The following is a 25,036-nucleotide window of genomic DNA, read 5'->3' as shown; positions in this document are numbered from 1 at the left end:
GGGGCCGCAGGTGCAATGGAAGGTTAACGGCACCGTTCACCACACTTGGTTTCGTCAATCGGGCCGGTATCAAACTCATCACTAACTTCCTCATTAAGGACCCAACGTCCGGTATTATTGGGATCCGATTCGGGAAGCAAACGTTGAGTAGGGCCCTGGTGCTCTTCAACGACAGGGGCCTTCTCACAGCTACTGAAGAGAAGGGCAAACAATAAAAAGAAGGGCATGATTTTCATCTTACGATTTTGAATTTATGCTATGTTTTCTTCCGGTAAGCCCTTACCCAATCGACCTTCATCGTGGCGGGGAAGCCCTCCCGCGTAGCAGCTTCGGGTACCGGGCAGCGGGCAGCGCCACCTGGGCAATCCTTGTAGGTAACGTGGGGATAGCGTAGGCCCAGTGACAAAGTGACGTGCATCGGCAAGTGCCAGTACAAGTTCCCCTTTTCGGCTACCTTGACGTCGTCGATGTACCAGGTAACCTTGTCGGGGGCGATCTCAGCGCCGTAGGTGTGGTAGTCATTACCTGGGTCCCATGGTGCGATGAATTCGTTTTTAGTGAGTTCCGGATAGCCTGTGGGGCGCTTCCATTTGTCCTTGCCGTTTTCCACCACTACGGTATGCAGATTACAATCAATCACTTCTGGACCATGGCGTCCCCGCTCACGTGACCATTCGGCCTGCTGCATTTCCACGACGTCCACCTCGGAATACCGAATATCCCCTTCCTCTTTTCCTCGCATTCCCCAGCCGTCCAGCTCCTGGCCAAGGCTATACGTCCAGAATGCCGGGCTCGCACCGGGGAAGGTTTTTAGACCTTTGATCCGTGCTTCCACGTAGCCGTAGGTGATGGTATCCAGCGAGCGGATGATCCCCGACTTATAGAACATATCGGTGCCGTTACGCTGGTGTTCTTCATATCGTATCCTGATATTTAGCACATTGTCTTCCTGAAAGACATTGTCGGGCTCCCATGACCAGGGGCCCCAGTCGTCGGGGTTATCATTCCATTTTCTCGCGTCGATCTCGCCTTCACCAAACTGATCAGAAAGACTTTCAATGAGCACCCAGGCCCCGGGGTTTTTATTTATAGGTCGTTCTCCGGTAAGAACCTCGAACCGGAAATCATCGGAGGGAGCTGACGTAATTGTCTCCGTATGCGCCGTGCCACCGCTCGTTTTACATCCGGCAAGTGCAAGACAACAACCGAAGATAATCCAAGGAAAATATTTCATACGTTAGAATTCTGCGTGGTTAAGAGGAATATGGGCGCCCAAAATTTCCACCATTAATTTCTTTCTTCCTGAAATAATTTCGATTGGTCCCGGTACTCAATCCTCCGTTCCACATCCATCCGTTCATACTGCCGCTTTAGTAGCCAGCGAGGACGCTCCAGCGTCATCTCCCAATCAAAAAGTACTTTGAAGAGCTCCCGTACCCGCTCGGGCTGGGCCATAGCGAGGTTGTTTTGCTCCCGTTCGTCATCGGGGAGATAATAAAGTTCCGCCGGGCGATCACCGAACCGGATTAACTTCCAGTCTCCGTCGCGGACTACGGCCCGGACGTCGCGTTTCCAGAACAGCCGTTGGTGGGGGCGGCCGTATTGATTTCCCGTCAGATACGGGATCAGGTCTACGCCGTCTGTCGGCGTCACATCAGCCACGTCTCCGCCTCCGGCGGCGAAGAAGGTCGGCAGCAGGTCCATGGTGCTGATGGGATTGTCGTACGTTGTTCCCGCCTTAACCCGGTTCGGCCAGCTCATTAGAAAAGGAACGCGGATACCACCTTCCAGGTACGTTGATTTCACGCCGCTAAGCGGGTAATTGCTGGAGGCATTTGCGTTCGAAGGACCGCCGTTGTCGTTGGTAAATACCACGATGGTGTTTTCCGTCAGCCCCAGTTCCTCCAGTTTGTCCAGCACGGTTCCGCAGGCACGATCCAGGGCAAGGGTCATGGCCGCTACCCTTTGGCGCTTACCTTCCATTTGGGAGAACTTCGCCATATCCTCAGGCAGGGCGTCCATCGGGGTATGCACCGCATTGAAAGCCAGGAAAGCAAAGAAAGGCTCGTCCTTATTCCGTTCCATAAACTGCGCAGTTTCTTCCCCCAGCACATCCGTCAGGTAACCTTCGTGTTCTTTGAAATCACCGAAGTTTCGCTCTAATTTATTCTGGACCTCATTGGGTACTTCTTCGTAGGGGTAATAGTCGCGGGCACCGCCCCGGAAGCCGTAAAACTCATCAAATCCACGCTTTAAGGGATGAAAACGATCCGCCCCACCCTGGTGCCACTTTCCGAAGTAAGCCGTTCGGTAGCCCAGCGACTTCATGTAGTCACCCATGGTTTTTTCTTCCAGCGGCAGCCCCATCTCTATCCCGTCAGCGGCGGAGACTGCACTCATATAACCAGGCACGTTATTCTCCTCGTAGCCGAATCGGTGTTGGTACCTGCCCGTCATAATACCTGCCCGGGAGGGGCCGCAGGTTGGGTGTGATACGTAAGCCTGCAGAAAACGCACCCCGCGTTTGGCGAGTTGATCCAGGTTAGGTGTGATCATCGACTTACTTCCTTGGAATCCAAAATCGGCGTAGCCAGCGTCGTCAGCAAACAGGAATATGATGTTCGGCTGCTTTTCCTGGGCCTGTAAAGAAGACCAGGTAAAGAACAGTACCGATAAGAGTAACAAGTATTTCATATTAAGCTTTGTAGTCATGTTAGATTTTTGAGGGTTAATGGACTCAGTCCCAAAGCACCGGCAGCCAGACGGTCATCTCGCTTTTGCCCCGGTTTGACCAGGCGTAGTAAGGCAGGAAACTGGTGGAGACTGTTTTCCAGGCCGGTTTTCCCGTAGTGTGGTACATCTTGTCGGTCGGGTGTTCACGTAATTTCACAGTACCGCTAATGGTGGTTAAACCACCGAGTAAATCAGGTCGGTGTTCCGGTTTCAGCTTCTGCCCAGCGGGCAGGTAAACGTCAAGGATGCTTGTCTCCGCCGGCAAATCCGGAGACTCCAGGCAGTAAATCATCGGCCCACGTTGGATGGCTACCTGATTCCGGACCTCCTCTATGCGGGGGTGGCCTCCAATCAGCTTTATGTCAAGCGGCATGTCTATAAGTATCACATCTCCAAAATTCCATAGCCTATTCACTATTAAGTAGTTACCAGCTATGGCTTCTTCTTTAACTTCCACCCCGTTCAAGCTAACCTTTGTTCCGGCCGCCCATCCAGGAATCCGGAGCTTGATTTCGAAGGGTGTAGCCTTACAGGTTGTCACCGTAAGTTTTACGCGGCCCTCCCAAGGGTAGGCCGTTTCTTGGTCCAGGGCCAACCGGCTTCCATCGGCCAACTTAGTGTCCAGTTGGTTGCCACCGTAGAGGTTGACGGCTATGCCATTTTCGGTCTGGCTGTAGGCCCATCCGGACACTTTGGCAATGGTCCGCACCAGGTTGGGCGGACAGCAGAAGCACTCCAGGTAAGGCTCCCTTTCGGGTGTTTCTGTCGCGCTTTCGTGGTCGTTGTAGCTGCGGGCGCCATCAACCATGCGCAGCGGATTGGCGTAGAAGTATTCCTTGCCGCTCGCGCTGATTCCGGAGAGGCCACTGTTGTACATCACCAGTTCGATTACATCTGCGTACTTCGCCTCCCCGCGGATGCCCAGCATCCGGTAGCTGAACATGGCATTGCAGAGGTTAGCACAGGTTTCGTTGTAGGCCGTCATGTTGGGCATCATGTAGGCGTCGATGAAGCCTTCTTCGATCTTGTCCCGGTTAGTTGAGGCACCATAGTGTGTTTGTCCCACTGCACCGGTAACGTACATTTTCTTTTCGGTGACGTTGGCCCACAGCCGGTCGAGCGCGTCACCCAATGCCTGCTCGCCCGTTTCGGCGAAGACGTCAGCCGCTCCGGCGTAGTAGTAAAGCGCCAATACTGCATGCCCAACAGCCTCGTCGGCTTCGCGGATTGGCGTACGTTCCTGCACCATGTCGCCGATTGGATATCCCTCGGTGACGGGATGGTGGACCACCTCGAAGGTGCCACGCCGATTGATAAAACGCTCCGCCAGGCGCAGGTACTTTTTGTCGTGGGTACTTCGGTACAACTCCACCAGCCCCATGATCTGCGTCTGGTTAAAACCGAAGCGGCCGAACTGTTTGGTTTCCGGGTGGAAGATGGTGTAGAGCAGATCGGCATGGCGGATCGCAATATCCAGGAAGTTGTTCCGGCCAGTAACCTTGTGGTGTACACATGCGGCGATCAGGAGGTGCCCCGTATTGTACATTTCATGGTACTTTCGGTTTTCGTAGCGGTCTACGTTGGGGCGGAGTTGGATCTGTGTTTGCAGGTAACCGTCTGGTTCCTGAGCCTGGGCGATGATGGCGATGTGTTCGTTTACCTGGTCAATCAGTCGTTCGTCGCCGTTTTGGGCGTAGACGTAGGTCGCAGCTTCGAGCCACTTATAGAAATCACCATCGTGCCAGAACATCCCCTTGTGTTCCCCTACTTTGAGGCCAGCAGCGATCTTGAAGTTGTTAAGGGCGTGGCCAACATCACCACACAGTAATTCGCCCATATAGGGCAGCATGGTTTGCTCGCAGTTCCGGAGTTTTTCTGCCCAGAAGCCTTCTGTCCATCGGCAGTCGCCGAAGGCAATGGGGGCATGCTTCAGAAAGGAGCTGGTCCGGGATTTTTCGGTAGCAAGTGAATTCATTAGAAATTAGTCGTTTAATATTTGGGCTTTGTTCCTTGGCACTTGTGCCGGTTGGGAAGAAGTGCCAAAGAACAAGGCCCGAATTCCAATTTTTTTTTGGCGGGGCCGCAGGTGCAAGGGTTGGTTTTAAAACGGTCCATGCACCTGCGGCCCCGCCATATTCTATGTAGACTCCTCTACCTTTTTTTCCAGTCGAATCAGCAGGGCCTGAATCTCTTCAATGGTCATGTTCTTGGTTTCCACCAGGTAGAACCAGAGAATGATCATACCGATGGTGACCATCGAAGCGTAGAACAAGAAGATGGCTGTGCCACCCATAGTCTCTAGTTGCCAGGGGAAAAACTGCTGCACGAAGTAGCTCGTAATACTCGTGATGAGGGTAAAAAAGGGAATAGCGATGCCCCGGATCGAAATGGGGAAGATCTCCGAAAACAACACCCACATCAGTGGCCCAACCGAGAAGTGGAAGGCCGCGATAAAGCTCAGTATGCCGATCAAAATCAGAATGGCGGGCAATGTCCCCGACTTTTCGAGTAAGATGCTGGAGTTCTCCCGCGCTACTTTTACCCCCAGTAGATCGCTCACCGCGTCCTTGAAGGCTATGTCACTGGTGAATTCCTGGCCTACCAACCCGCGCAGTTTCTCTACGCCGGGGACTTCTGCCATTTCCGTGATGGCCTGATCGGTGATATTGTAGCGCGCACTACTGAAGCCGTAGGCACAAAGGGCCAGGCTGAGCGCAATCCAGAGCAAGCCACCAAGAATTATTGGCCGCCGCCCCAGCCGGTCGACGAGCAGGATGGCCAGTACGGTAAAGAAGATACCCGTCAAACCTACCCAGATGGCCTGCATGAACGCAGCATCGGTGCCGATACCAAGTTGTTCAAAAACGGTCGGTGCGTAAAACAGAATGGCATTGATCCCCGTAGCCTGCTGCACAATGCCCATGGTAACCCCGATGATGAGGATGGTGCGCATCGCCGGACTAAAGATCTCCTTCAACTGTTCCATAGCAGGTTGCTCCGCTCCATCAGAACCAAGGCTGGCTTCCATTTCCCGGACGGCTTCCGGGACATCAGCGGCAGGTAAAAGCTTTGCCAACGTTTGGCTCGCCTCTTCCTTTCTTCCGCGATAAATCAACCAGGCAGGGCTGAGGGGAATTATACTCAGCATGCCCAGCCACAACAGCGCAGGGAGCACTTCGGTGCCGAGCATCCAGCGCCAGGTGTGTACATCGAGACCGATCGCCGACACCCAATCCGCTCCGGAACCAGCCAGGGACTGGATCAGGTAGTTAACGAAGTAGGCGGCAGATAGCCCAACCACGATGTTGATCTGGGTCATGGAAACCAGTTTGCCCCGCATATGCGGAGGCGCGATCTCCCCAATGTACATGGAAGAGACGGAGATCGAACTGAAGGCCAGTCCGCCAATGAAACGGGCCGCTACCAGGGTAACGAACGAAGGTGCCAGCGCGGAACACAGCGCTGAGAAGACGTAAAGGGCTGCGATGATCTGCAGCGTCCGCTTTCGCCCAAAAGCATTACAGGCATAGCCAGCAAAGGGCAGCGCGACCAAAACGCCTAGTGCGGCAGAACCTACCACGGAACCTTGTTGTAACGCGGTGAGTCCGAACTCTTGGGTGATGTAACCTATCGTCCCCGAAATTACTGCGGCATCAAGGCCGAAGATGAATCCGCCCAGCGCAACGATGGTGGCGTAAAGAAAAGCCTTGCTTTTAGTTCCCTGCATAATCTGCTTTATTTACTTTGCCAGACCATCGGTAGCCAGACCGTCATTTCAGCCTCCCCGCGGTTAGACCAGGCAAAGTAGGGAACCAGCGATGTTTTGCGGCGTTCCCACTCCGGCTTTGTCAATACGTTGTACATTTTGTTCTTTTTGTCCTTACGAAGTAGGAAATCGCCGCTGATTTCGGTGATCCCTCCGAGCATTTCAGGCTTGTATGTTGCCGTTAAACCTGCATCGGCAGGCAGGTAAGCGTCTAGGATACTGGTGCCGGCCGGCAGGTCGGGTGTTTCGAGGCAGTAGACTACTGGGCCGCGTTTAACAGCTACCTGGTTACGGACTTCTTCGATCAGGCTATTGCCTTCTACCAGGTGAATGTCCATCGGTAGGTCGAGGGTGATGACGTCGCCTTTCTTCCAGGTTCGGTTGATGGTGGCGAAGGTTCCGGGCTCGGCTACAATCGCTGCTTTTGTACCGTTAATTTGTACCTGCGCGCCATCGCCCCACTCCGGAATGCGCAGTAGGACATCGAAGGCCTCCGCCTTTGCCTCATCGACGGTAATACTGATGTTACCATCCCAGGGGTAATTCGTTTTCTGCGTCAGTTTCAAACCAGAGCCGTCAGCCAATTTGGTGCTCAGTTCGTTGCCGCCGTATAGGTTGACGGAGACGCCATTGTCGGAAAGGCTGTAGGCCCAGCCAGACACTTTTGCTATTGTTCGCACCAGGTTCGGCGGGCAACAGAAACAATTGATGTAGGGTTCGCGGTCTCGCGATTCCGTGGAGGAGTAATCCCGGTCTGCAGCGTTGCTCATCCGCAGCGGGTTAGCGTAGAAGTAATCCTTCCCCTCGATGCTGATGCCCGAAAGCGCGCTGTTGAACAGCACAAGTTCCATCAGGTCGGCGTGTTTGGCCTCCCCTTTCACGCCCAGCATCCGGTAGCTAAACATGGCGTTGCAGATGTTGGCGCAGGTCTCATTGTATGCCGTAGCGTTGGGCATCATGTAGTCGTTGATAAAGGCTTCATGCACCATGTCGTTTTGAGAAGACACCCCGTGGTGGGTCTGCCCTACCGCACCGGTCACGTACATTTTCTTGTTGGCGACATTGTCCCAAAGACGGTCCAACGCATCGATCAGCGCCTGCTCACCGGTCTCGGCGTAAACGTCGGCTGCACCAGCGTAGAAGTACAGCGCGAGTACGGCGTGGCCAACGGCTTCAGTTTCTTCGCGTAGTGGCGTCCGCTCCTGCACCATGTCACCGATGTGGCCGTAGCGGGTGGTCTTATCGACCTCGACTTTCGATTTCCCCCTGGCGTTGATGAACTGCTCCGCTAATTCTAGGTAGCGCTTATCCCCGGTCTCCCGATACATCTCCACCAGGCCCATGATCTGAGTTTGGTTGAAGCCAAAACGGGACAGCTCTTTAGGCTGTGGGCTGAAGGTTTCGTACAGGTTATCGGCATGTTTTACGGCAATGTCCAGGAAATTGGTCTGGCCAGTAACCCGGTGGTGGATTACGGCGCTGGTAAGCAAGTGGCCGGTATTGTACATCTCGTGGAACTTCCGGTTTTCGTAGCGGCTTACGTTATCTCTGGTGGTAACCTGGGTCTGGAGGTAGCCATCGGCTTGCTGGGACTTACCGATGATGTGGATGTATTCATCGAGTTCGGCAAGGACTTTCTCATCACGGTTGATGGCGTAGATGTACATTGCAGCTTCCATGTATTTATAGAAGTCACCGTCGTGCCAAAACATCCCTTTGTGCTCGCCTTCCTTCAGGCCTGCGGCGATCTTGAAGTTGTTGAGGGCGTGGCCGGTATCGCCGGTAAGTAAAGTGCCCATGTAAGGTACCATCACCTCTTCCGCCACCTTGAATTTATCGGCCCAGAAGCCTTCCGTCCAGCGGCAATCTCCGATCGGGATACTTTTCAGCTTTACGTAGGGGCTGTGGGTATTGCCGACAATCGCCGTCGACAGGTTGGTCGTTTTAGCGGCTGCGTGAATCTCGCTATTGAGGTCTTCAGTTGGCGTTTCTTCTTCGTTGCTGCTAGCTACCGGCTGCTCGCAGGAGAAGCACAGGAAGAACAGCCCGATAACGGGAAAGAAATATTTATGCATGATTGGATTTCTTGATTTTGTGGTAGGTCCGGGACCTTTTCAGATCAGCGAACCTTACTTCCCCATTCCCCAGATAATCGGAACAAACACCGTCATCTCACTGATGCCCCGGTTGTTCCACGCGTAGTACGGCACGAACTGAGTCGGGTAGATGGTGAATTCAGGTTTGGACACCTTGCGGTACATCCCGTCTTTCTTGTCGGTACGTAGGGCGATCTCTGCCTCGATCACCGTTACGCCGCCAAGGAAATCGGGGCGTACCACCGCTTTGAGTTCCTGGTCACCGGGCAGGTAAACATCCAGAATTTTTGTGTCTTCCGGGAGGTCAGGCGATTCGATGGCATACACCAGCGGACCACGCTTAAGGGCTACCTGGTTGCGCACCTCTTCGATGCGGGGGTGGCCTTCCACCATGACCACATCCATGGGTAATTCCAGGGTAACGACGTCGCCCTTCTTCCACTTCCGCTCTACGAAAGCGTAGATGCCAGGGGTGACTTTGGCGTCGGCAGATTTACCGTTTACCATCAGCGTAGCGCCTTCTGCCCAGGCGGGGATGCGAAGCTGCAGGGCGAAAGGCTCCCGCTTGCTTTGCTCTATGGTGATCTTCACCTTCCCGTCCCACGGGTAACCGCTTTCTTGTGTCAACTGGATTTCGGAACCGTCGTTGAGATTGGTCTTAAGTTTGTTGCCTCCATAAAGGTTGACGGCAATACCGTTCTCTGTAAGGCTGTAGGCCCAGCCGGACATTTTGGCCAGGGTACGCACCAGATTTGGCGGGCAGCAGAAACAATCGATATAAGGCTCCCGGCAGGCAGATTCTGTACCGGAGTAATCTCTTGCGTTCTTATTCATTCGCAGCGGGTTGGCGTAGAAGTAATCCTTGCCCTCCAGGCTGATGCCCACCAGGGCGCTGTTATAGAGTACAGTTTCCATCACATCGGCGTACTTGGCCTCTCCCTTAAGTCCCAGCATCCGCCAGTTGAACATGGCGTTGGAGATGTTGGCGCAGGTTTCGTTGTAGGCCGTGGCGTTGGGCATCATGTAATCGTCGATGAAAGCTTCGTGGACCATATCGAAAGGCTTGGTACCGCCACCATGGTGTACCTGCCCCATGGCGCCGGTGAGGTACATTTTGCGGTTGACGGCGCTGTCCCATATCCGTTCGAGGGCGTCCACGATGGCCTGTTCACCGGTTTCGGCGTAGACGTCGGCCGCCCCCGACCAGAGATACATGCCGAGTACGGCGTGGCCTACGGCTTCGGTTTCATCGCGCAAGGGTGTACGGTTCTGGTGCTGATCGCCCTGGAAGAAACTCGGTACGGTGGGGTCGTCCGGCAGGGCAAACTTATTGCCTTTCATGACGGCACCGCGGTTGTCGACGAAGGTTTGCGCCAATTCGAGGTAACGTTTGTCTTCAGTGGTCCGGTACAGCTCCACCAGGCCCATGATCTGGGACGGATTAAAGCCGAACGAGAGCAGGTGATCGGGCGTGGGCTGGAAAGTTTTGTACAGAAAATCGGCGTGCTTTACTGCGATGTCCAGGAAGTTAGTTTTACCCGTCACGCGCTTGTAGATCACGGCGGCGGTGATCAGGTGGCCGCTGTTGTACATCTCGTGGTGGTTGATCTTGGAGTAGCGCTGGGTCCCCTTAATCTGCGTGTGTGTAGAGAGGTAGCCGTCAGGCTCCTGCGCTTTACCGATGATCTCGATGAGGCCATCGAGTTCCTTCAGCAGGCGCTCGTCTTTATTCATGGCGTAGAGGTAGGTGACGGATTCCATCCACTTATAGAAATCGCCGTCGTGCCACCACATGCCCTTGGCCTCGCCTTCCATCATGCCTGCGGCAATCTTGAAGTTGTTAAGGCCGTGGCCGGTGTCGCCCTTCAGCAGGGTGCCCATGTGGGGGATCATCGTGTGTTCGGCGACTTCGAGTTTGTCTGCCCAGAAACCTTCCGTCCACTGGCAATCACCAATGTCGATACTTCGGAAAGTAACGTGGGGGCTTTTGCTGTTATTGACGATGCCGTGGCCTTGTGCTCCGGCAGTTAGGGAGACGAGCAAAAGGCTGGTAAGGATAAGTAGATTTCTCATTTGCAATAATTCGACGCTGATCAATTTGGTAATAGCTGGGATAAGCGAGATTCATTGATCTTGCTCCCGGACACAAATTTATGCCTTCAGATCAAGCAGGAGTAGCAGACGTTTGCCTGGTAGTGACCGTATTTTAACCCTAAATGGGGTTTGTCCCGCTTATTGGCTGCAAAATGATACTGAAACTGATTTATGGTGGAATTGAGGTCTGAAGATTCAGGCGCAGCCGCAGGTGCATGGGAAGTTGGAGGAGCAAGGAGTAAGTGCGCATATCTTCAGCTCGGTGTCTACAAAAAAGCGCATAGCAGATGCTTATCCACTACGCGCCAACCAATTCACTAGTATTTTACAATCAACTATTCATCAGTAGCCAAAATTCTGCTCCAGTCCGGCCTTCTCCACTTCGGCAAAAGGGATGGGGAGGTAGTAGAACGTAGGGTTAAACATTCGGTCTTCGATGAGCAGCGGGCCTAGGCGCGTCAGCGCACCAGATGGGTCCAGTTCTCCGGCGGCATTTCGCTTTTCCCACTGTATTCCCATGATGTCTTCGTTCATCCTGTCGGCCATCATCCAGCGGCGGGTATCGAAGAAGCGGTGCCCTTCCACGAACAATTCCATCTGCCGTTCATACTGTATGTCTTCCAGCAAAGCCTCACCGGAGGTGGTAATTTCCGGCAGGCCGACGCGGCCGGCTACCAGGTTGACATAAGTACGGGCCTCTGGCTCCCGACCGAGGTGATAGAGTGCCTCAGCATAGTTGAGGTAGATCTCCGGCAGGCGCGCCAGCGGATACGGACGGCTGGCCGATTGCTCCTGGTCGATCACGATCGATTCATCGAGGAATTTACGTTGGTTATAGCCCGTAGCGGCGTAATGGTTGGGCCCGGGAGCCTCCCGGCTTTCTGTCCCACCGGGAGACCAATATTCCAGTTCATTCCCTTTAAAGGAAGCTCCCTGGTAGAGGATATTAGCATAAAAACGGAGTTCCCGGTTAGTGTAAAGGTCTGCATCATCATAACCACTGCCCGCTGCATCGATGCGCAGGCCATTGGCCATCTTGAAATCCTGAACGAAGTTGTGCGTAGGATTACTCAGGCCCCACCCGCCGGCACCGACTGGCGACTGCGCCTTATCGGGAAGGGTATTGAAATCGCCGGGCGTGTTAGCGAAGTCAGGGCTGAAAGGCCGGGCGAAAATCAGTTCGCTATTGGGGGTAAGGAACAACTTCTGATAATCATCTGCCGTCGTTACCGGGACCAAACTGTATTCGTTCAGGTCAATTACGGCTTTGGCAGCGTCGGCGGCCTCCTGCCATTTGTTGGATTTATCGTAATCGTACAAGGGGCCGTTCGGTGCCGTGGCGGGGTCATGAAGTTCGCTGGCGGCATAGAGCAACACACGTGATTTCATAGCCAGGCAAGCTCCGCGTGATACTCTCCCGAATTCAACCCCGTTGCGGGGGCCGGCGGGCAATAGCCCAACTGCTTCGTCTAATTCGCGTACGATGAAATCGACGCACTCCTGGTAAGCGGCCCGTGGAATATTGAAATCATCCGTTAATTCGAATGGCGTGTCGAACAATGGTACACCTCCAAAGAGGTTAATCAGCCGGGCATAAGCATTTGCACGCAAGTATTTCATCTCCCCTTTGAGGGTGGCAACGCGTTCGGGGTCGGACTGTGCCACCGGGCTTTGGTCAATCTTGCTAAGGAAGTCGTTGGCCGTACCGATGTAGCGATAGTACTGGCTCCATTTCTGGGTCCAGAATCCCATATTGTTGGGCTGAATCTGGCCACGGGTAATCCGGTAGCCCTGTGGTACGAAATGGAACCAGGTCTCGTCAGAAGCGTTCTCGATGCCGATACGGCGGGTCCACCAGTTGTCTACATTGAGCCCCCAGTTTTCAGTGACGTTGTAGGTGTAATCAACAAGGCTCTGGGTAAGATCGATGTTGGCGTAAATGTCCGCCTCAGAGTAAGTATTGCCCGGACGAGTCTCTAGGATGTCCTTTTCACAGCCGAAAGTGCCGATCAGGACCAGCGCAAGCAGGATGAGTTTTATCTTGAATTGTTGCATGATATTGATAATTGGGTGCTTGTGCGGGAACCAGCCTCTGGCCATTTCCCGCATAAGCGCTTATAATTGAATGGTGGCGCCGAAGGAATAAGACTTGAGGGGAGCATAGAGGCCGTCCGTGAAGTTGTAGTAACGGGACTGCTCAGGGTCTACGTCTTTGATCTTATCAATGGTGATTAGGTTGGTGCCCCGAACGAACACGCGAATGGAAGCAAACGAGATGGTGTTGGTCGGGATGCTGTAGGCCAGTTCAAGTTGCTTGAGGCGGATGAAATCAGCATCACGAATCCAGACGTCACTTAGCTTGGCGTTGTAGGTATCATCGAGGCCGAAGGCGCGTGGGTAGGTCCCATTGGGTGTTTCAGGCGTCCAGCGATCGGCCAGGAAAGCGGGGCGGTTGCCTTCGTTATCGTAGCGCACTTCAATGTCGGCCCCTCCCTGCCCCTGCAGGAGGAAGTTGAGGTCGAGGTTCTTGTAGGAGATTCCTCCGAAGAAGCCATAGGTCAAAGTCGGAGTTGGAGAAGTGTAGCGGCGTACCTGGTCGTTGCCGGTGATTTCGCCATCACCATCGGTGTCAATATAGCGTACATCGCCAGGCAGAGTACCGGGAAGTTTTACCTCGGCAGCGTCTACCTCGGCCTGGGTCCGGAACAGACCGTTGCTGGGGTACAGCACAAAGGAATTGATCGGGAAGCCTTCCCGCTGGCGCCATTCCGGTACATCTGCTGGTTCATCCAGGAAGACGACTTCGTTACTCGTCTTCGTCAGGTTACCGCCGAAGTTGTAGGTAAGCCCTCTGCTGGTACTATTGCGGTAAGCCAGTTCCAGTTCGAAACCACGGCTGTCCACTTCACCCAGGTTCTCCTGGGGAAGCTCCAGGGCCGTAAAGTCCGGAACTGAGGCGTTGCGACGGATCAGGATATCTGTCCGCTTCTGCATGAAGTAATTGGCGTTACCCGTCAACTTATATTCAAACAAGGCGAAGTTTAAGCCGAGGTTCCGGTTGTCGGCCTTTTCCCAAGTGATGTCCGGATTCGGCGTATTCGAGTTGAAGAAAGAGTTGTACTGCGTTGGGTTTTCTCCAAAGATGTAGTAATTCCGGTTGCCGGGGCTACCACCACCATAGAGGTACTGGGTAAGAAACTGGAAACCAGGAATGAGGTCGTTGCCCAATTGCGCCCAGGAGGCACGCAGCTTCAGGTTAGACAGCCAGTCCCCCTTTATGCCACCCATGAAAGCCTCTTCCGAGATGGCCCAGCCGAGAGAAATACCGGGAAAGGTGCCAAAACGGTTGCCCGCAGCAAAGTTGCTGGAGCCGTCGCGTCGTAAGGTAACATCAATCAGGTACCTGCGGTCATAGTTGTATGAAATGGAGCCAAAGTAGTTCAGGCGGGCAGATTCCGTAGAGACACCGGTGCTGCGTTGCCCGTCATCAGAACCCGCGAAAAGCGAAGGCTGTTCAGCAGAAATGAGGTCCCGCTTGTAGGCCTCAAAGGACTCCGAACGATTGGTAATCCGTTCGGTCGCGACAAACCCGCTGATGGTGTTTTTGCCGATCTCCTTTCTGTAGTTCAGCTGTGCGCTGTAGTACTCCTCATTGAACTTGAAGTAGGAATCTTCTACGCTTAGGAAGTTACCTGCATTAAAGTCAAAACCGTTGATGGGATCGTATTCACCAGAGTTCTCATTGAAGTCGTAAACCGTCCAGGTATCGCGGAAAAGTTTAGTATCGTAGGAACGCTGAAGGAAGGTAGCATTGCCCCGGAGGCTAAGCCCTTCGGTAATAAAGCCAAGGTTGATGTCGGCGGTAAAACGAGAACGGAGTTCGGAGTTTCTCCGGTCCTGAAACCCGCTGGCATTGCTGGCCAGCACGGCAGGATTAGTTCCGTTTTCTCCAGCCACACCATACAGGCCGTTGGGGTACTGGCCTACACGGGTAGGCTCGGTTACCTGCAACGCTTTATGAATTATGCCGGACGGGGCTCCCGGTTGGCGGCGCTGGCCCTGAATACCGGACAGATCAACGCCCAAACTAATGTAGTCGTTGATCTTAACATCAATATTGGACCGAAGCTGGTACTGCTTGAATCCAAGTGCGTCGGAACGGAAGAGTCCGTCCTGATCAAAATGGTTACCACTTACGAAGTACTTGACGCCCTCATCTCCACCAGAGACGGAAAGGCTGTTCCGGGTCTCAAAGGAAAGATCCTTCATCGTCAGGTCATACCAGTTGGTATTGGGGTAGTTGATCGGGTCGTTACCGGACCGGTAGTTGGCAATATCCTGTTCGGAGTAGTTCAGCGGATTGCCTTCACGTTCGTTGTAATCGTTCTGGTATTCGGCGAACTGCGATGAGTTCATCATGTCCATCACGCGAGTGAACCCCGAGAAGGTGTTGGTCGTGCTGAAATTTAGCTTGGGTTTACCGGCTTTACCGCGCTTAGTGGTGATCAGAATAACCCCGTTTGCGGCCCGAGCACCGTAAATGGCGGCCGCAGCATCTTTCAGTACGGTAAAGGTTTCAATGTCTCCCGGTGCCAGAAAGGAGAAGCTGTTGGTCGGTACGCCGTCCACTACGATGAGCGGGGAGTTGTTGCCCAAGGTCGCCTGACCACGAATAAGGATGCTGACCGCATCGGCACCGTCATCACCTGGGTAGCCGCCACGGTCATTAATGATCAGACCGGAAACCCGCCCGGCCATACCCTTGGTAATGTTCCCGGTGGAAATAGTCTCAATCTCCTTGGAACTGATCGAACTAACTGAGCCGGTCAGTTCTCCCTTTTTACGGGTGGTGTAGCCAATCACGACCACCTCCTCCAATACTTCACTGTTGGAGGATAATTTCAGGTCAATTACGGAGCGTCCGCCAACGGGTACTTCCTGGGTATCGTACCCTGTATAGGTAAAGATCAATATCGAGTTGTTTTCGGGTACATCAATACTGAAATTGCCATCGAAGTCCGTAACTGTTCCAATCAGGTTCCCCGCTTCGGTGGAGCCCTTAACGATAATATTTACGCCAATCAGCGGACCGTCGTCATCGACAACGGATCCAGTAACCGTAAGCGGTAGCATAGGTGAGCCTGCAACTACTGACGGCAGGTAAAAGAATAAGAATAAAAGAAGGAATGCGACTTGCAGCAGGGGGCGTTTTTTCGTCCTCCGTGCATTGGGTGGAAGCACTGTTTTCCACAGGGGAGTTTGCATGTATTTCATCGACTGGTTGTTAAAAAAGTGAGCGTACAAGAGGGCTTTATACTGGTCCGTTAGAAAATACTTCCGAACCATATGTGGCACTCTGAGCATCAGCTTTTCCGCTGTTGCTGCTTGACTTTACAAAGCAACGAGTCTTTCCTGCTGGTATATAGCCGCATTTTAACCTGAAACCATCGTCCTTTACCCGATTTAGGGGTAGTTGGTCATTAGTAACACATATGGGTATTCAGGCGCGGCTACCGCAATACTAAATGATCTGTTCCCGAATAGCCTGAAAGTGCCTTCCCAGCCCTTCGAAATCCCCTTCTGCGATCAGCCTATTATCTAACAAAGAACTCCCCATCCCTACCCCGGCAACTCCGGCCTCAAAGAAGGAACGGATGTTGGAAAGCGATACCCCGCCGGTGGGCACCAATTTGACCTGCGGCAGCGGCCCACTCAAATCCTTGATGTATTTGACCCCTAACTGGCCTGCCGGAAACACCTTCACGGCTGAAGCCCCCAGGCTCCAGGCTTTATAAATTTCGGTGGGCGTATAAGCGCCAGGAAAAACAGGAACGCCCAGTTTTACACAGGTGGTGATCACCGCTTCGTCAATGATCGGTGTGACAATGAAACTTGAACCAGCTCCCAGGGCTACTTCAAGTTCCGCAAGGTTACACACCGTGCCAGCCCCAACATTGAGGTCGGGAAAGCGATCATGTAATTCAGCAATTATTTCAGCAACATCCGGCGTATTCATCGTGACTTCCAGGGTGCCAAAACCGTTAGATTTTAAGGTTTTGGCGATCCTGACACAGGTAGGAATAGACTGGCCACGTAGAATGGCGACGACGGGAGTAGCATTAAAAATATCCCAAGAGAAAGTGGCGTGGTTCATGGAAGTGTAGGTTTTTTATTACAGGTTAGGTCAGGGGATTTATCAGGGCGCTGTAGGTGGATATTTCAGCTCATGCATCACGCTGCAATATTTCTCGTTGTCCGGCCAATAGGGCTTCACTAATTACCTGATCATCATAGGCTATTAACCGGTTGGCGTTGCCGGTAATTTCCAGGGCGTTCCGGTACAGCCGGAATAATGGCCCAGAACCAGCTAGATAAATCCTCTGAGCATGATCATGGGGCAAATGTGCCAATTCATCTCCAATGAGCAACCCACTCAATAAGTAGAAATTGTCGGTTACATCCGTTTGTCTCAGTACCTGACCTGCCCGAATAGCAAACAGATGTGAGGAGAACCCATTTTTGAAGCCTTGCCGGACACCTTCACGAAAGCTGTCTCCCGTCTGGACATTCCATTCTCCTGGTGCTACGGAGTTGGACAAAATGCTCTTTTTAGAGATGATCTCAAACAGCTCTCCTGTCATAAAACTGGTGAAGTCAGTAAACTGGTCATTCTCGAAAGTGAGGTGTTTACTATGGGTACCTGGTAGAAGCAGGACACCATCTTTGGATCCACTCATGATTTCCAGCAGGCCAAGTGCCTGGGTTTCTTCGCCACGCATCATTCCCGTGGCACTTTTGATCCCTGAAATGAGCCGGACTTGCTGACCAGGCCAGGAAATGAGGTCTTCGAAGATGAAATTGGCTCCTTCGGCTCCGATAGGTAAGTTACCATAAGCCAGGTCCCGCATACCAATATTGGCAGATGCCATTCCACTGATCACGATTGGAGCGCCGTGATGTGCTGAGGGAAGTTTAGCTATTTGAGTACGGAGGTAAGCTACAAAGAAGGAGCATCGGTCGGATTCGCCACTCAGCCTAAACCGTTCGTTGAGCTCACGCACGCCGAGTTCGGTGGTACGTTCGGCGAGGACCGCCAGGCTATCGGTGACAACTAACCGCAGGCGAAAGTTTGTCGTCCCCCAGTCGCAACTTATGAAATGAGTCGGTAGAATCATAAGGTTAAGATATGGCCTGACTGACTCGTTTCCGGATCAGGTAATCATCAAGTGCATATTCGGAGCAATCTACCCCAAAACCGCTGTTCTTGATGCCGCCATGTGGAAGATAGATGTCGTACTTGACGCCATTGATCTGGACTTCCCCAAATTCGAGGCGGGCAGCAAAGTGATCTGCATTGCCCTGGTCATTGGTGAAGACGTAAGAAGCCAGGCCACCATCAGTGTCATTGGCAATCTTGATCGCCTCCTCGCGGGTAAAAAAAGGGAGGATGGTAGCTACCGGTCCGAATATCTCCCGCTGAAGTACCGGGGCGTGGGCATCGTCGAGGCGAAGAATCGTCGGCTCAAAGTAATACCCTGGCCGATCGATTGCCCTGCCTCCAAAAACCAGCTTTGCACCCTGCGCCCGCGCCTCCTGAACAATTTCCGCTATTTTATCCACTGAGCTCTGGTTGGTCAACGGCCCCATATCAGGTTGTTCGCTTTCCCCGAAACCGGTTTTCGTTGCGGCAAACTTTGCTCGAATACCTTCGGTGAAATCATCGATGACCGATTCGTGAACAAGGAAGCGGTTCGGAGCTACGCAAATCTGACCGGAATTGCCCGTTTTCAGCGCTGCACCGAGGTTGATAGCAGCCTCCAGGTCAGCGTCTTCGCAGACGATAAAAGGCGCGTTGCCACCGCACTCCATACTGAAGCGTTTCAGGGAGGTAGCACTACTTTGCTGAATGAGTTTTTGGGCAGTTTCCGTAGAACCAATCATGGTAATAAGCTTCGGAATAGTGCTTTCACATAGCGGGACCCCCACCTCCTTCACGTCTCCGCAAAGGATCGTGATGACGCCGGCAGGAAAGCCGATCTCGTGGCAAAGTTCTCCGATAATGTAAGCTGAGAGTGGTGAAAACTCCGATGGTTTTATTATGATGGAACAGCCCGTAGCTAGCGCCGGTCCGAGCTTAAACCCCAGATTCAACAAGGGGAAGTTATAGGCCAGAAAAGCGACCGTAACCCCAAGCGGTTGATCCACAATTCGGTGACGATGGGTGCCTTCCCGGTCCTTTATCTCAATGTCTCCACGCTTCCGAATTTCGTCGGCGTAGTATTGCAAAGAATTGGTGATGCTGGTGAGGTCCTCGTCGGTACCGGCCCAGACTTTGCCCATCTCATTCGAGATGGCGTGGCGTAAATATTCCCGGCGCTCCAAGATCTTATTTCGGAGCTTGTCCATCCAATCAAGCCGGGCGGTGAGCGGCAAGACGGACCAGGTTTCGAAACCATTTTGGGCAGATTCCAATGCCCGAGCGGTGTCCGCCTTTCCTGCCCAGGCGACGGAAGCGATCACGGTCTCGTCTCCGGGGCAAACCACGTCAAAGGTCTTTCCGCTTGCAGCATCGACCAATTGGCCGTCGAGGTACAGTTTTTTATATCCGAATTGCATAGTAAAGGAATAAAAGAGATAATGGAATAAGGTGGTGGTAAGGGACTAGTGGAATTATGGGTTTATGCGTTCCCTTCCTCCTTTCAACCTTTCTTCCCTTTTTTTGGGCGGGAACGCAGGTGCCATGGAGAGTTATAAGTAGCAAAGCCGTTATACCCCGTTGGAATACCCTAGTACTATGGTGGCAATAATCAGCACCAAAAGCCCACCAAGAAGAATGTTGAATGGCCCACGGGCACCTTCCCATTCTTTATTGAAATAGGCCCATATGTTACTAATGATGAGTGATACACCCAATAGTATTGGCCAGCCGATTACGGGGCCGATATCGCCTAGCAAAGTGGCGCCCTGGCCGTACACACCCAATGCGCCAAACCAGAGCAAACCTGCTACGATTGACCAGCTGTATGCTTTTCTCGAATTGGCCACTGAAAAGGAACTCCAACTCTTGTTCTTAACTAAGAGGAAAATGGCGTAGCCAGCATTCATCACGAAGGCACCAAGTAGTACAACTACCCAAACGGCTAAACTGGTATTTCGGGTAATGACGCCCGATTCAGCAGCAATTTCTCCCACTGGCTGTGCGTACACAAATCCGACGTTCAATAAGGCAGAAAGGACGCCGCTAACAAAAGCGATAATGAGGCCTGCGCGCAGTTTGGAGGCACCACCTTCTACTTCCTGATTTAACAATTTATCTTTTTTAATGCCAGCGTAAGCGGTAATTGCCACTCCGATCAGCATCAGCACTACCCCACCAATCACGTAAGGGAATGCAGGGAGGCTGGTGGCATTTTCTAAGTTGAAGAAAGGAATCAGACTGCCTACAGCGGAGCAGACGCCCATCACGATGCCGTAGGTCAGTGATATGCCGATAAAGGGAATGCTTTTGCCAAACATAATGCCTCCAATTCCCCATAAGAACCCGAACAACATACCCAGCATGATTGCATTGGAAGGTGCCTGGCCGATAATTCCGAAGAGGTCAGGGACTACGATGAATGCCCAGGTAAGCGGAAAAATAACCATGGCCACCGTAGCGTGAACGAGCCACCATGCCTCCCATTTAAGGGGAGCCATATGTTTCATACCCACGCCAAAACTTCCCTGGAAGACACTGGCGATGAGGACTAAAATGAATGGAAACATTAGTCTTGCGTTTAATTTTGGTAAATCATCTAGGTTTCGGGCAATAGCGTTCTGGGCTGTAGCAGGTGCTACCGCCAGGCTGATTCTCACTATTATGTTGTTCTTCAGCCGGTTTTCGTACCGTGAAGCTTCTTGCCACTGTAGAAAGCGAGCGCTCCTTCATCCACCTCAATGCCGAGGCCAGGGGCTGTCGGCACCTCAATATAGCCCTCCTTCATTTCAATGGAAGGGATCGTCAGGCGTTCCCGGATTCCGTTGCTGGTGCGGTCATATTCTATGTAAAAATCAGGGTTGTAGAGGCGGCCGGGGACGGGCTCGAGGTTGGAAATGAAATGCAAAGCAGCGTGAAAAGCGATGCCGGTACCCCAGGTATGCGGTATGATCTCGACGCCGTAAGTACTTGCCAGTGCCGCGATTCGTTTTGCTTCGGTGAGGCCGCCGGCCGAGCAAATGTCTACTTGCAGAATGTCTACACTTTCATTTTTCAACAGTTGATGATGACCATAGCGAAGGTATTCGCACTCACCACCCGAGATGGGGATGGTGGTTTTTCCCCGAAGGGCTTTATAGTGGTGGTAAAACTCCGGCGATACTGGTTCTTCGAACCAGCCAATATCATACTTTTCAATTTTCCTGGCCAGTTCGGTGGCTTCGCGTAGCGAGTAAGCATGATTAGCGTCCACCATTAATTTTATATTATCCCCAATTGCTGCACGGACTGCACGGACGTTGGCAAGGTCCTGCTCAATCGTCAGCCCGACCTTCATCTTGATGGCCTTAAATCCCTGCTTGACATACTCCGTAGCTTCACAGGCGAGTCGGTTCGCTAAACCCTCCCCTTCGGAAAAGTAAAGACCAGTAGCATATGGCAGTACACGTTCTCGATGACGCCCTCCAAGTAACACACTTACCGGCTGGCCTAAGAACTTCCCTTTTATGTCCCACAGTGCCAGGTCAATGGCACTTATGGATGCTACGAGAATACCTCTACGGGCAAAATCGAGTGTCTTGCGGTACAAATCGAACCAAATGCTTTCCTGCTCCAGCGGGTTCTTACCAATCACCATTGGCTTGAGTAGCCTTATTCCGGCTTCCAATACATCGGCTGGGCCATACCCTTCTCCCCATCCGACTATCCCGCAGGTAGTCGTCACCTTAACGACGCAAATTCGTCGTTCAGCGTAAGCCCACTGGGAGAAGAAAAAACTCTCCTCCAGCTTGTCCGACAATAAATATGTTTCTACGCTCGCGATTTTCACTTATTCGACTTTGAAGGTGATCTATGCCTGAACTTAAAGGTTAATACAAGCCCCTAAATTCCAGGTGAAGCAAAGCTAAGCAGGCTAACAGCTAGAAAACAGCCCCGTTTTACCAATGACTGACCACTTTTTAACCTTCCGCTTTTATTTGGAAACCTGTGCAGAGTTAATTGATGTTGAAGCGGGACAAGTTTATAGCTGTTGACGAATTCTGGCCGATGTCATTCGGTAATTCCCTGGGGTAACGTCCTTAATTTTTTTAAACGTTCGGTTAAAATTAGTGAGGGAACGAAACCCGACTTCATAACACACCTCCTTAATGGGGAGCTCTCCGTCAATTAGTAATTGACATGCTTTGTTCACCCTGAATTCATTTAGGAAACCAAAGAATGTTTTGTTTGTCCGCCCTTTGAAAAAGCGGCAAAATGCCGGTGAAGTCATGCACGCCAGATCGGCGATCTCATCCAGGCTTATTTCCCGACTATAGTTGGTAAAAATATAGCTAATCACTTTCTGAAGCCGGTTTTCATTGGATACTTCATTGGGCAAAGTAAAGCCAGGGGTGCTCAGAAAAACATACTCCGTGTCTGCTGCAAGCATTTCCAATACTCTGAGAAACAAGATCAGGCGTTCCGAAGCCTTACTACCGTGTAGCTTAGTCAATAAATGATGGATGGCCGCGCCAGTAGCAGAAGAGTATTGTATTCCCCTGATGGCTTTTGCCAGCATTGACCTGACGGCATTCAGTTCAGGTAACGAAAAAAAATCAATCCCCTTAAGTAGCCGGGAAAACTTAACGACAATGAAATCTGCCCCTCCTGCGGTTTCGGGACCATCTTCTGCATTCCGCCACAGGTGCGGCAACCACTGCCCAACCAACACTAGCTCACCCGCTTGAAAATTGGAGATATGATCCCCAACTATCCGCATCCCACTCCCCTTCAGAAAGTAGATCAGTTCAAACTCTTCATGAAAATGCCAGTTCTCGCCTAAATAAGGCTGATGGATACGTTTGACGTAAACGGAACTTAAGGGATTCTTATCCGTCGGCTTGTAGTGCAGTTTCATAATTCGATCTTTAGCCTCATCTTTTGTAAAGGTATGGCGTAAGTTGTTTTTATTACCTTCAAAACCTACCTAAAACTACCCAACAGTGACCGTATTTTAACCTTAAACGGCAACGCATCTTCTTTTTTGGGTTAATAACCTTATAATCGTCAAAAATTAAGGATGTGGCAACTTAGCGTTCTGTTAGTCGTATTGGTCCTCTTGGTATTGGCGGTTTCCCGCTGGCGATGGCACCCTTTCATTGCCTTATTACTTTCCGCCCTGGCACTAGGGCTTTGCTCAGGTATCGGTGGAAGCGAAACTGTCCGGCTACTGGGAGAAGGTTTTGGCAATACCCTCAAGTGGATCGCAATTGTGGTGATCCTGGGAGCTTTTATTGGCGAGGTATTGCGGGAAACCGGCGGCGCCCTTCGTATCGCAAACGCCGTGGTCAGGTTATTCGGAGAGAAGCGACTTCCCTGGGCAATGGGCTTTACCGGATACCTGGTCTCCATCCCCGTTTTTGTCGATGTTGCTTACATCGTCCTCCAACCAGTAACCGAAGCCATAGCCGCACGAGCAAAAAAGCCGGTCCTGGTCATTGGCCTGGCACTTACGGCGGGGCTCACCGTTTCCCATACGCTACTGCCCCCCACGCCCGGGCCATTAGCGGTTGCCTCCATCCTCGGTGCAGACATTGGCCGCTTGCTCCTAATAAACGCCTTTGTGGGGCTCTTCGCGCTTGCCGGAGGAGTGCTGTGGGCCAGGCATTTCTGCAAAGATCAATGGATAGATTACGATGAAGAACTTGCGAAAAACCTCCACGCAACACCTGCAGCACCAGATGCGGAGACAGCTGCTAACCAGTCTCCTTTGCTGGACCTGTTGCCCATTCTAATTCCCATTCTGCTCATGGGCACTGGCGCGTTTCTGCAATCTGATGAAAACAGTGTTTTTCAGGAGATTGTCGGTTTATTCAGCACGCCAATGGTAGCCGTACTCGTTGGGGCTGGCATTGCCGGGCTACAATACCGCCGCCGGACCACCAAAGGCAACCTCGGTGAACTTGTTGAGCAAGCCATCGTCAAGTCTGCCCTGGTCATAATGATCACAGGAGCAGGCGGAGCTTTCGGCTACCTCATAAAAGAGTCTGGTGTACAAACTGCCTTGACGGATTTCTTCGCAGAACTGCCTTTTCTTGGCTTTTTCTTGCCGTTTCTGCTTGCGGCGGTCCTGACTACAGCTACAGGATCCATCACCGTTTCCCTAATTGGGGCCGCCTCAATGGTTGGCCCGCTGGTGGACGTACTACCCTACTCTCCGGAACTGCTGGCAGCAATTACCGGATGCGGCGCTTTCTGTGTCTTTCACGCCAATTCCAGCTTCTTTTGGTTGCTCAACCGGCTGCATCGCGTGCCTGTGGCGACCTTGTATCGAACTTATACACTTCAATCCTTGGTCATGGGACTAAGCGGCCTGATAGGCGTTGGGTTGCTCTATTTGTTGGGGGTGAACTAGTGGATCGTTTAGTAGTTCAAAGAAGGTAGTCGAGCAATTTTGTACTACTGAACTATCGACTATTGAACTAATATGGGCGAGGCCGCAGGTGCAAAGGGAGAGATTTAGAGAGCAGGCGATCTGCGGTCCTTAAGCCATCCCCTCAATCCGCCGAATCGCCGCAAGCCATGCCTCCGGCATGGAAACCTTCTGCAACGCCTCGAAATCGTACGGTACGATCATCTGTTTAGCAAGTGCCACCATGCGGTTGTGCCGTTCGGAAAAGACGCCGCATTCCATCATGAAACGGTCTTCGAGTATCTGCACGGTACGGATACCGACGTGGACGGTATCCGGATAGGTAACCGGAAAGGTGTACTTACAGTCCTGCCAGGCGAGGATCGGGCCGGCTTCGCCGCCCTTAAAGGATACGTCCATCCCCATCTCCTCGAAGTAGAACAAACGGGCGGTCTCCGTCCATTTCAGGTACACAAGATTATTGACGTGCTGCGCAGCATCCATATCTCCCCAGTGGACGGGAAAGGAGGTGCTTATCTTGAAATCTTCTAGGGTTAGTCTGGCCATGGGCGCAAGGTAGTATTCAGGTGGCAGTATTCAGGTCTCAGGTACAGGGATCAGATTTCAGTGTCCATAAGTTTTACCTGACTGCCTTAATGGTTACTACAATCTCTTTTTCCCTGCTCCTTCCATCCGGTCATTGCACCTGCGGCCGCGCCCAAAGGAGTATTCAGGAAACAGTATTCAGGTTTAAGACAAAG

Annotated in this window: 17 protein-coding genes; 1 reads left to right on the top strand and 16 read right to left on the bottom strand. The window is 52.3% G+C overall.

The annotated features are described in order from the left end of the window. Positions 1-23: 23 nt before the first annotated feature. The 15 genes from B036_RS0108225 to B036_RS28525 all read right to left on the bottom strand — a co-directional run bounded on the left by B036_RS0108225 (position 24) and on the right by B036_RS28525 (position 22,781). Positions 24-236, bottom strand: a complete 213-nt coding sequence (locus B036_RS0108225; RefSeq protein ID WP_020568220.1) for a hypothetical protein — start codon at positions 234-236, stop codon at positions 24-26. A 20-nt stretch (positions 237-256) separates the two neighbouring features. Then, positions 257-1,234: a kappa-carrageenase gene (locus B036_RS28535; protein WP_020568219.1), complete on the bottom strand. Its 978-nt coding sequence runs from the start codon at positions 1,232-1,234 to the stop codon at positions 257-259. Between the two features lie 53 nt (positions 1,235-1,287). Continuing rightward, positions 1,288-2,694 carry a sulfatase gene (locus B036_RS0108215; protein WP_020568218.1) on the bottom strand — a complete coding sequence of 469 codons (1,407 nt, stop codon included), beginning with the start codon at positions 2,692-2,694 and terminating at the stop codon, positions 1,288-1,290. 43 nt (positions 2,695-2,737) lie between these two features. After that, on the bottom strand, positions 2,738-4,708 hold the full coding sequence (locus tag B036_RS0108210) for a glycoside hydrolase family 127 protein (RefSeq protein WP_020568217.1): 1,971 nt from the start codon (positions 4,706-4,708) through the stop codon (positions 2,738-2,740). A 162-nt stretch (positions 4,709-4,870) separates the two neighbouring features. Next, positions 4,871-6,460, bottom strand: coding sequence for an MFS transporter (locus B036_RS0108205; RefSeq protein WP_020568216.1), 1,590 nt, complete (start codon positions 6,458-6,460; stop codon positions 4,871-4,873). Positions 6,461-6,468: 8 nt separating this feature from the next. Next, positions 6,469-8,574, bottom strand: coding sequence for a glycoside hydrolase family 127 protein (locus B036_RS0108200; RefSeq protein WP_020568215.1), 2,106 nt, complete (start codon positions 8,572-8,574; stop codon positions 6,469-6,471). A gap of 54 nt (positions 8,575-8,628) precedes the next feature. Next, positions 8,629-10,668 (bottom strand): glycoside hydrolase family 127 protein, encoded by a 2,040-nt coding sequence (locus B036_RS0108195; protein WP_020568214.1) that lies wholly within the window; start codon positions 10,666-10,668, stop codon positions 8,629-8,631. 363 nt (positions 10,669-11,031) lie between these two features. Continuing rightward, a complete protein-coding gene (locus tag B036_RS0108190) occupies positions 11,032-12,744 on the bottom strand; it encodes a RagB/SusD family nutrient uptake outer membrane protein (RefSeq protein ID WP_026231798.1) in 1,713 nt (570 codons plus the stop codon). Positions 12,745-12,804: 60 nt separating this feature from the next. Continuing rightward, a complete protein-coding gene (locus tag B036_RS28530; protein WP_211217379.1) occupies positions 12,805-15,963 on the bottom strand; it encodes a SusC/RagA family TonB-linked outer membrane protein in 3,159 nt (1,052 codons plus the stop codon). Positions 15,964-16,210: 247 nt separating this feature from the next. Next, on the bottom strand, positions 16,211-16,843 hold the full coding sequence (locus B036_RS0108180) for a bifunctional 4-hydroxy-2-oxoglutarate aldolase/2-dehydro-3-deoxy-phosphogluconate aldolase (protein WP_020568211.1): 633 nt from the start codon (positions 16,841-16,843) through the stop codon (positions 16,211-16,213). 70 nt (positions 16,844-16,913) lie between these two features. Next, positions 16,914-17,864: a 2-dehydro-3-deoxygalactonokinase gene (locus tag B036_RS0108175; protein WP_020568210.1), complete on the bottom strand. Its 951-nt coding sequence runs from the start codon at positions 17,862-17,864 to the stop codon at positions 16,914-16,916. 4 nt (positions 17,865-17,868) lie between these two features. Further along, a complete protein-coding gene (locus tag B036_RS0108170; RefSeq protein WP_020568209.1) occupies positions 17,869-19,305 on the bottom strand; it encodes an aldehyde dehydrogenase family protein in 1,437 nt (478 codons plus the stop codon). 150 nt (positions 19,306-19,455) lie between these two features. Continuing rightward, positions 19,456-20,454, bottom strand: a complete 999-nt coding sequence (locus tag B036_RS0108165) for an L-rhamnose/proton symporter RhaT (RefSeq protein ID WP_020568208.1) — start codon at positions 20,452-20,454, stop codon at positions 19,456-19,458. A gap of 104 nt (positions 20,455-20,558) precedes the next feature. Then, positions 20,559-21,713: a mandelate racemase/muconate lactonizing enzyme family protein gene (locus B036_RS0108160; protein WP_026231797.1), complete on the bottom strand. Its 1,155-nt coding sequence runs from the start codon at positions 21,711-21,713 to the stop codon at positions 20,559-20,561. A 192-nt stretch (positions 21,714-21,905) separates the two neighbouring features. Further along, complete coding sequence (locus B036_RS28525) at positions 21,906-22,781, bottom strand: AraC family transcriptional regulator (protein WP_020568206.1); 876 nt, start codon at positions 22,779-22,781, stop codon at positions 21,906-21,908. Positions 22,782-22,943: 162 nt separating this feature from the next. Between B036_RS28525 and B036_RS0108150 the strand changes: the two genes are divergently transcribed. After that, positions 22,944-24,278, top strand: a complete 1,335-nt coding sequence (locus B036_RS0108150; RefSeq protein ID WP_020568205.1) for a GntP family permease — start codon at positions 22,944-22,946, stop codon at positions 24,276-24,278. Positions 24,279-24,407: 129 nt separating this feature from the next. On the opposite strand, the gene B036_RS0108145 is transcribed toward B036_RS0108150, so the two are convergent. After that, positions 24,408-24,842 carry an acyl-CoA thioesterase gene (locus tag B036_RS0108145; RefSeq protein WP_020568204.1) on the bottom strand — a complete coding sequence of 145 codons (435 nt, stop codon included), beginning with the start codon at positions 24,840-24,842 and terminating at the stop codon, positions 24,408-24,410. Positions 24,843-25,036 lie beyond the last annotated feature (194 nt).

Origin of the sequence: Neolewinella persica DSM 23188 (assembly GCF_000373105.1) — a bacterium.
In the GTDB taxonomy this organism is placed as follows: Bacteria; Bacteroidota; Bacteroidia; order Chitinophagales; family Saprospiraceae; genus Neolewinella; species Neolewinella persica.
The sequence above is the reverse complement of the archived record's forward strand: the minus strand, read 5'-3'. Positions and strand labels throughout refer to the sequence as shown.